The organism is Pseudomonas sp. GM80, from assembly GCF_000282515.1.
GTDB lineage: Bacteria > Pseudomonadota > Gammaproteobacteria > Pseudomonadales > Pseudomonadaceae > Aquipseudomonas.
Genome location: NZ_AKJD01000069.1, coordinates 66,291 through 74,629 on the forward strand (window position 1 = coordinate 66,291; position 8,339 = coordinate 74,629).

Annotated in this window: 7 protein-coding genes; 5 read left to right on the plus strand and 2 right to left on the minus strand. The window is 58.9% G+C overall.

The features are described 5' to 3' along the window. Positions 1-43 precede the first annotated feature (43 nt). The gene (locus PMI37_RS12475; protein ID WP_177323312.1) at positions 44-1,657 is read left to right on the plus strand and encodes an EAL domain-containing protein; all 1,614 of its coding nucleotides are present in this window, start codon (positions 44-46) and stop codon (positions 1,655-1,657) included. Here PMI37_RS12475 and PMI37_RS12480 read toward each other — a convergent pair. After that, complete coding sequence (locus PMI37_RS12480) at positions 1,654-3,444, minus strand: KinB sensor domain-containing domain (protein ID WP_008081252.1); 1,791 nt, start codon at positions 3,442-3,444, stop codon at positions 1,654-1,656. The two genes, PMI37_RS12475 and PMI37_RS12480, sit on opposite strands and share 4 nt — an antisense overlap. A gap of 10 nt (positions 3,445-3,454) precedes the next feature. Beyond that, positions 3,455-4,801, minus strand: coding sequence for a sigma-54-dependent response regulator transcription factor AlgB (gene algB, locus PMI37_RS12485; RefSeq protein ID WP_007954049.1), 1,347 nt, complete (start codon positions 4,799-4,801; stop codon positions 3,455-3,457). Between the two features lie 427 nt (positions 4,802-5,228). Here algB and PMI37_RS12490 point away from each other — a divergent pair, with 427 nt between their 5' ends. The 4 genes from PMI37_RS12490 (at position 5,229) to gltP (ending at position 8,257) form a co-directional block, all read left to right on the plus strand. Then, on the plus strand, positions 5,229-5,519 hold the full coding sequence (locus tag PMI37_RS12490; RefSeq protein WP_008081254.1) for a hypothetical protein: 291 nt from the start codon (positions 5,229-5,231) through the stop codon (positions 5,517-5,519). 73 nt (positions 5,520-5,592) lie between these two features. Then, positions 5,593-5,757, plus strand: a complete 165-nt coding sequence (locus PMI37_RS31260; RefSeq protein ID WP_003177151.1) for a DUF1328 domain-containing protein — start codon at positions 5,593-5,595, stop codon at positions 5,755-5,757. Between the two features lie 2 nt (positions 5,758-5,759). Continuing rightward, positions 5,760-6,224, plus strand: coding sequence for an inhibitor of vertebrate lysozyme family protein (locus PMI37_RS12500; RefSeq protein ID WP_008081255.1), 465 nt, complete (start codon positions 5,760-5,762; stop codon positions 6,222-6,224). A gap of 701 nt (positions 6,225-6,925) precedes the next feature. Beyond that, the gene (gltP, locus tag PMI37_RS12505) at positions 6,926-8,257 is read left to right on the plus strand and encodes a glutamate/aspartate:proton symporter GltP (RefSeq protein WP_008081262.1); all 1,332 of its coding nucleotides are present in this window, start codon (positions 6,926-6,928) and stop codon (positions 8,255-8,257) included. Positions 8,258-8,339: the final 82 nt, after the last annotated feature.

The window sequence follows — 8,339 nt, forward strand, 5'->3', positions numbered from 1 at the left end:
ATCAGCAGCTATAACTCATTGGTAATTCTTCGGATATTCCATGATGGTTGCTACCCGAGAGACGCTGCGTAGCTGGTTTTATCGCCCATGGTTTTTGGCGATGATCGCGGCTGTCCTCAGTGCCTGCCTGCTGATCGCCGGCGCAATGTTCGTGGCGATGCATCAGGTCGAGCAAAACGAGAGCCGGGAAATGAACGCGCAAGGCGAACGTTTCCTCGCTCGCCTCGAACAATTGTTCGGCCAGTTGCGCGAAAGTCTCGACGACCTCGAAGCGCAACCGTTGCGCAGTTGCGACGACGAAATGATCGCCACCTTGCAACAAGTCACCTTCAACTATCGCTTCGTTTACGAAGCCGCTTATATGGACGCCTCGCGGATCTGTTCGAACCGGCCGCGCCAGGAAGGCTTATCGGTTGTCCGCGCACCAGACATCAAAGGCCCGACCTACAGCTACTGGCTGAACACCACCACCGAACCCGACGAGAACCGCGCCGCGCTGATGCTGGGTCGGGGAAATTTTCGTGTGGCCACCTCGCGCGGCCATTTGACCGACATGGTCGACCTGTCGCCTGGCAGCAGCCTGTTGGTGGTGCTCGACCATGGCTCCCGGGCAATCCCGGTACTGGGTACCGAGCAGGACTGGCCGCCGACGGCAAACTGGCCACCGAAAGGTCGCGATGCCCTGCAAGTCACGCAAACGCGATTGATCTACCGCATGCCCACCGACAACCCGGAATATCAGCTGGTGTTGATCACGCCGCGCACCGGCATGCACATCCCCACCATTTGGTGGTGGATGATTCCGGTCTGCCTGGTGGCCGGTGCGATTGTCGGCTTTCTCACCTTCCTGCTGGTGCGCCAGCGGCAATCGTTGGATGCCGAGCTTCACGGCGCGATCCGCCGCGGCGAGTTGCAGGTGCTTTATCAACCGATCTTCGACCTCGACAGCCGCAACTGCGTCGGTGCCGAAGCCCTGCTGCGCTGGCGCCGCCCGGACGGCACGCTGACCAGCCCCGACCTGTTTATCCCGATGGCGGAAAACACCGGGCAGATTCGGCAAATGACCGACTTTGTCCTGCAGCGTTTGCTCGAGCAGTTGGGTCCGGTATTGCGCGCCAACCCACAACTGTATATCTCGGTGAACCTGGCGGCGTGCGACGTCATGGTGCCGCGCATCGGCCAGGTCATGGCGCGCTTGCTGACCTTGCACCGGGTCGCCGCACGACAGATTGCCTTCGAGGTCACTGAACGCGGTTTGATTGATGTGGTGGTCGCGCGGGAAAACCTGCAAGCCCTGCGTGATGTTGGCCATCAGGTGCTGATCGACGATTTCGGCACCGGCTATTGCAGCCTCGCCTACCTGCAGACCCTGCCGGTGGACTGCCTGAAAATCGACAAGGCGTTTATCGACGCCCTCGGCCATGACGCCGCCAGCAGCGGCGTCGCCCCGCACATTATTCACATGGCGCAAGCGCTGGACCTGAAGGTGATTGCCGAAGGCATCGAACTGGAATCACAAGCGCAATTGCTCAGCAGCGAAGGCGTGAAGTTCGGTCAGGGCTGGCTGTTTGCCCATGCGCTGAGCGCGGTGCAGTTCATCGAACTGATCACGCGCGGCCGCCGGCTCGCCGGTCGGCGCATGGACGACGAAGCCTAAACGGCTAACGCCATATAGAACTGCGTGCCCTGCCCCGGCCGCGAATACACGCCCATGCGCCCGCCATGCAACTGGACGATTTCCTTGCACAGCGCCAAGCCGAGCCCGGCTCCGCCCTTCTTGCGCCCGACCTGGACGAAGGGCTCGAAGATCCGCCCCTGCTGGCCGTAGGCAATGCCTTCGCCATTGTCCTCGACGCTGATGATCACCCGCTCGCCGTGTCGCCGCGCCTGCAGACGAATCAATCCGTCGCGGGCGGTATGGCGCAGGGCGTTGTCGATCAGGTTGTCGAGCACGCGGTCGAGCTGCGCCTGATCGGCCTGCAAACGCGGCAGCGGGCCTTGCACTTCGACCTCCAGGGCGATGCCTTTGGCCGCCGCCGACTCGGCGAAACGCAGCTGGGCCTGCGCCAGCAGATCTTCGATGGAGCACGGTGCCAGCGTGAGTTTCTGCAACCCGTTCTGGTAGCGCGAGAAATTCAGCAAGTCGTTGATCAACTGCATCAGGCGCTGCATTTCCTCATTCACGGTATCAAGCAGATCGGCCTCGCGTGACTCCGCCGGAAACTTCGCCCGCTCGCGAAACAGGCCGAACGCCATGTGCATGCCGGTGACCGGCGTGCGCAGCTCATGGGAGGCGCGCAGGACGAACTCGCTGCGCACCCGCTCGAACGCGCGCTGCTCGGTGACGTCGTGCAACACCATCACCGCGCCGAGGATATGACCTTGGGTGTGGCTGACCGGCGTCAGGCTGTAAGTCAGCAGGCGCGATTCGCCGTCGACCTCAATGCTCAAATCCTCCGGCGCGCGCTCCAGCGTGCCGCCGCGCAGCACCAGTTGCAGCTGCGCATCCAGCTCCGGCCGCTCAAGCGCCGCGCCCAAACCCTGGCCGAGTCGATCATCGTCCCAACCCAACTGGCGTTGAGCCACCGGGTTGAGGTGTTCCAGATGACCTTCGCGGTCAATCATCAGCAGACCATCGTCGATGCTGTCGAGCACCGCCTGCAGACGCTGCTGGCCGGCCAGCAGCTCGTCGACGTTGGTGGCCTGGTGCTCACGCAGCGCTTCGGCCATCAAACCGAAGCGACGCGACAACAGGTTCACTTCCATCGCCGAGGAAATCGGCAGGGTCACTTCATAGTTGCCCTGACCAATGTTGTCCGCCGCTTTCGCCAAGACTTCGATCGGCACACCGAAGCGTCGAGCGATACCGTGCGCGGTGACGAAACCGATGATCAACACCGCCAGCCCTACCAGCCCGAGCAGGCCGGCAATCAACAGTGCACGGTCGCGCGCTTGATGCTGGACCGCGTTGATGTTGTCCAGCGCATGCTTGTGTTCGGTGATCAACCCGTTACGCAGCGTGTTGAAGCGCTCCCTGAGATTGGCGTTGCTGCTCAACGCCGTCGCCGGGTCACGGGACACATCGAAGGCCTGAAGAAAACTCAGGTAATCAGCCTTGGCCTGACTGAAACCATACTGGCGACCATCGCCGATGTGCTCTTGGGCGATACCGTCATCGAGCAACTTGAGGTATTGCTGTTTGGACGCCTCGAACGCGACCGGATCGGGCTCTTCGGCAAGCATGATGACCAGTTGATCACCCAAAGTTTGTCGCAGCTTGAGGCCCAGATCGAGCGTGACGAAGTTGTTACGCAGCGTGGTTTCCTGTGTACCGGCCATCTGCATCACGCTGACCAGCCCGAGCAGCAACCCGAGCAAGGCCACGGTGATCAAGGCGGAAATGCTCAGGAACAACCGCGTGCGCAACTTCATCGCCAGTTTCATCGCCCGGCACTCACAGGTTGTACTGCTTGCGCTTGCGATACAGGGTCGAGGCGTCGATGCCGAGGGTTTTCGCTGCTTGATCCAAGGTGCCGGCGGTGGCGAGAACCGCGCCGATGTGGGCTTTTTCCAACTCGTCCAGACTCAGCGCGGCGCCGACCCGAGGCGCGTTGTTGGCCGGTTGCTCGGCCATGCCGAGATGGCTGATCTCCACGCGCTCCTGCGGGCAGATGATGCTCGCGCGCTCGACCACGTTGCGCAGCTCACGAATGTTGCCCGGCCAGCGGTAGCCGAGCAGTGCCTCGCGAGCCTCGTCGCTGAACCCACGCGCCGGACGTGCGTACTCTTTAACGAAGCGCGCCAGAAAGCGATCAGCCAGCGTGAGGATGTCCTCGGCACGCTCGCGCAACGGCGGCAGGTGCAGGGTAATGACGTTCAGGCGATACAGCAGGTCTTCACGGAAACGACCGTCACGGACCATGTCCTCCAGATTGAGGTTGGTCGCCGCCAAAATACGCACGTCGGCGCGACGGGTGACCGGGTCACCTACGCGTTCGTATTCCTTGTCTTGAATGAAGCGCAGCAACTTTGGCTGCAATGTCAGCGGAAAATCGCCGATCTCGTCGAGAAACAGCGTACCGCCGTCGGCCTGGTTGACTCGACCCAGCGTACTTTCGCTGGCCCCGGTAAACGCACCACGGCTGTGACCGAACAGCTCGCTTTCCATCAGTTCTGCGGTCAGCGACGGGCAGTTGATGGTCACGCAGGATTTCTTCTCGCGCTTGCTCCAGCCGTGAATCGCACGGGCCAGCTCACCTTTACCGGTGCCGGATTCACCAAGGATAAGAATGTTGGCGTCGGTGCCCGCGACTTGGCGCGCGGTTTCCAGGACGACCTTCATCGCCGGGCTGTGGGAGTCGAGACCGTCCTTCGGTTTACGGATCTCGCCTTCAAGCGCTTCGAGGCGCGCCGACAACTGGCGCACTTCCAGCTGCTTGGCGGTAGCCAGACGCAGCTGATCAGGGCTGCACGGCTTGACCAGATAATCAGCGGCGCCCGCCTGAATAGCATCCACAGCGGTATCGACAGCCGAATGCGCGGTGACGATCACCACGCGCATCCACGGTGCCTGAATGCGCATTTGCGCCAGTACATCGAGACCGTTGTCTTCGCCCAGGCGTAAATCAAGGAAGCACAAATCGAAGACCTGGCGTTGCAGCAGTGCGTCGGCCTGAGCCGCGCTGTTGGCGGTAGCCACCGTATAGCCTTCGTCTTCAAGGCAATAACGGAAGGTACGCAGGATGGCGGATTCGTCGTCCACCAGCAGAATGCGGCCTTGATGCTCAGTGGCAGATTCCATTTTTCCTACGCTCCATAGTGATTGGTCTGAGGTTAGTCCCGGAAAAATCGGGCAAGTTGCATGGTTGATTCTGAACGATGCCAGCCATAGGAGGGTAGCTCTCTCCTGCCATTACGGCCAATACGTTGATTTTGTTGGTTTTTTAAACAATCAGCGGTTTACAGGACATTGCTTGCGTCCTTTTCTGACATCTGCGCCCTGCTCTCAATTCCATAAGAATGAATTCTCCTACGAAAAAATCGTGCATTGCGCACGATCCCAGACGACCCATCGTGCAGGATGCGTCGCCAACTCTTTTCGCATCTCTTTTAAGTTATTGATTTTATTGAATATTTTTCAATGAAAAAACTGGCATGCAGGCTGCAATAACTCATTCAGCCCGGGCAGATCAGAACTGCCCCAACCGAATAAGAGTGAGGAACCCAGGATGACTCGCCAACGCGCCGCTCAAGTACGCATCTCGCCACTGCATCTGCAACAAGCTCTGTTTGGCGTACTTGCGCTGTTGATCACCCTGATTGCTTGCCAGCAATACCTGCGCTGGGAAAACAGCCAGCAGCCGGAAGCACCGCTGATTTCCATGCAGCACGCTACCCAGAGTCATTTCAGCGCTGTCAGCAGCAGTGTCCAGGATGACAACGCGACGATGCGCATGGTCGATGTCGACCAGGCGCAGCCACTGGATCAAATGCCACGTGAAGAGCGCTGGGTTTTCTGATTGAACAAACGGATTCAGGCGCGATGCGCCGGAACACGCAATATCCCTAAATAGAGAAGTAAGGAGAATCACCATGTTGAGCTGGGCAATCACATTCTTGATCATTGCCATCATCGCTGCAGTACTGGGCTTCGGTGGTATCGCGGGCACCGCCACGGGTATCGCCAAGATTCTCTTTGTCGTGTTCCTGGTGATGTTCATCGCTTCCTTCTTCTTTGGCCGTCGCGGCCGAGGTTAACGATGACTGTTTTAAAAACACTGGCAGCCGCCCTGCTTCTGGGCGGTAGTGCCATGGCGATGGCGGCCAACGATGGCCAGGCGCGGGTCAACGAACTGTTGAGTTCCGACCCGCAATATCGCGAAACGTGGGAAGGCGTGGTGAAGAAGGAAGAACGCCTGCCGGAATGGGTAATGAACCTGTCCGGCACGCCAGACCAACAGATGAATGCCGTGACTGAAGACGGCGATCAATATCTGGTCGGGCCGCTCTGCGAATCTGCGGACAAGTGCCTCAACCACCGTTTGATCGTCGCCTTCAGTTTCGACAAGAAAGACGCTTACGCCATGCTCGTCGATGTGCCCGAAGGACTGCCGGCCGACAAGTCGCCCACGCGACATGCCACCTACCGCTTCCTCGGCAAACCCGATCAGGGCATGCAGGATCTGCTGATGGAAACCCTGAAGAAAGATCCGAACTGGTATTGAACATGAAGGCAGCAGCCCTGCTGCCTTCCATTGCACCGATCCGAGGAGGCTCGGCGCATGACCAAGGGGCCGGGACGTTCTGACTGTTACAGGGTCGGAGTGACCTACGGGTACAGGGAGTGCCTGCGCGAGGGCCGGGTCAGGGCAAGTAAAAGCTGCATCGCAGGTTCGCCGACTCACAGCAGATCGACGGACTTGCGTTGAGCTTCCTTTTCAGCAAAACATTGATCCAGAGCGTCCAGCTCGCCTTTTTTATCGTCGACACTGCGCGCGAAAACATTACGCGGTGTTTCCTGGCGACCGTATATCGACAAAGAAACCTTTTAAACAGTGGGACTTCTAGGCTTCCCACGTAGGCTTTTTCCTAAATTTTTCGTTGATTTTTCTCGTTCAAAAAATAACCAACCTACGCTGTGATGGCCGGTTCACGGCACTTATGCCGGCCGAAATGTCACAATCGAACCGGTTGGGACGCCAGTTTCAATTAAAAAAGCTCATGCCGATTCGGCATAGGGTAGGCGTTTACGGCATTAGACGGCGCAACCTTGCATCGGAATAGTTGCGCCTTTTTTCGCCTGCCGAAGAGCCGTAAACACGCGCTTCGGGGCACCTTATACGGAGGCAGATGCACAGACTTTTCCGCTAAAGAGCGTTCCAGTTCCTGCATGTGCCTGAGTCAAACGCAAGTAAGGGTAAAGATAATGAAGAAGGCAAAAATTAGCCTCGCCTGGCAGATCCTCATCGGTCTGGTTTTGGGTATTGCAATTGGTGCGTTGCTCAACCACTTCAGTGCCGAAAAAGCCTGGTGGATCAGCAACGTCCTGCAACCGGCAGGCGATATCTTTATCCGTCTGATCAAGATGATCGTGATCCCGATCGTCATCTCTTCCCTGATTGTCGGCATCGCCGGCGTGGGCGACGCCAAGAAGCTCGGGCGTATCGGCCTGAAGACGATTATCTATTTCGAAATCGTCACCACCATCGCCATCGTCGTCGGCCTGCTGCTGGCCAACCTGTTCCATCCGGGTGCCGGCATCGACATGAGCACCCTGGGCACCGTGGACATCTCCAAGTACCAGGCGACTGCCGCCGAGGTACAGCATGAACACGCGTTCATCGAGACCATCCTTAACCTGATCCCGTCGAACATCTTCGCGGCCATGGCTCGCGGCGAAATGCTGCCGATCATCTTCTTCTCCGTGCTGTTCGGTCTCGGTCTGTCGAGCCTGCAGTCGGACCTGCGCGAGCCGCTGGTGAAGATGTTCCAGGGCGTTTCGGAAAGCATGTTCAAAGTCACCCACATGATCATGAACTATGCGCCGATCGGCGTATTCGCTCTGATCGCGGTGACCGTGGCCAACTTCGGTTTCGCCTCGCTGGTGCCGCTGGCCAAGCTGGTGATCCTGGTTTACTTCGCCATCGCCTTCTTCGCCTTCGTGGTGCTGGGCCTGATCGCCAAGATGTTCGGTTTCTCGGTGTTCAAGCTGATGCGCATCTTCAAGGATGAGCTGGTGCTGGCCTACTCCACCGCCTCCTCGGAAACCGTGCTGCCGCGCGTGATCGAGAAGATGGAAGCCTACGGCGCACCGAAAGCCATCTGCAGCTTCGTGGTGCCGACCGGTTACTCGTTCAACCTCGACGGTTCGACCCTGTACCAATCGATCGCGGCAATCTTCATCGCGCAGCTGTACGGCATCGACCTGTCGATCAGCCAGCAATTGCTGCTGGTGCTGACCCTGATGGTCACCTCCAAAGGCATCGCCGGCGTACCGGGCGTGTCCTTCGTGGTGTTGCTGGCCACCCTGGGCAGCGTCGGTATTCCGCTGGAAGGTCTGGCGTTCATCGCCGGTGTCGACCGCGTCATGGACATGGCCCGTACTGCGCTGAACGTGATTGGTAACGCGCTGGCCGTGTTGGTTATCTCGCGCTGGGAAGGCATGTACGACGACGCCAAGGGCGAGCGCTACTGGAACTCCCTGCCACACTGGCGCAGCAAGGAAACACTGCCAGCCGGCGAAATCTCGAAGAACTGACACACCCCTGTAGGAGCTGCCGCAGGCTGCGATCTGTTGATCTTGCTTTTAAAAAACAAAATCAAAAGATCGCAGCCTTCGG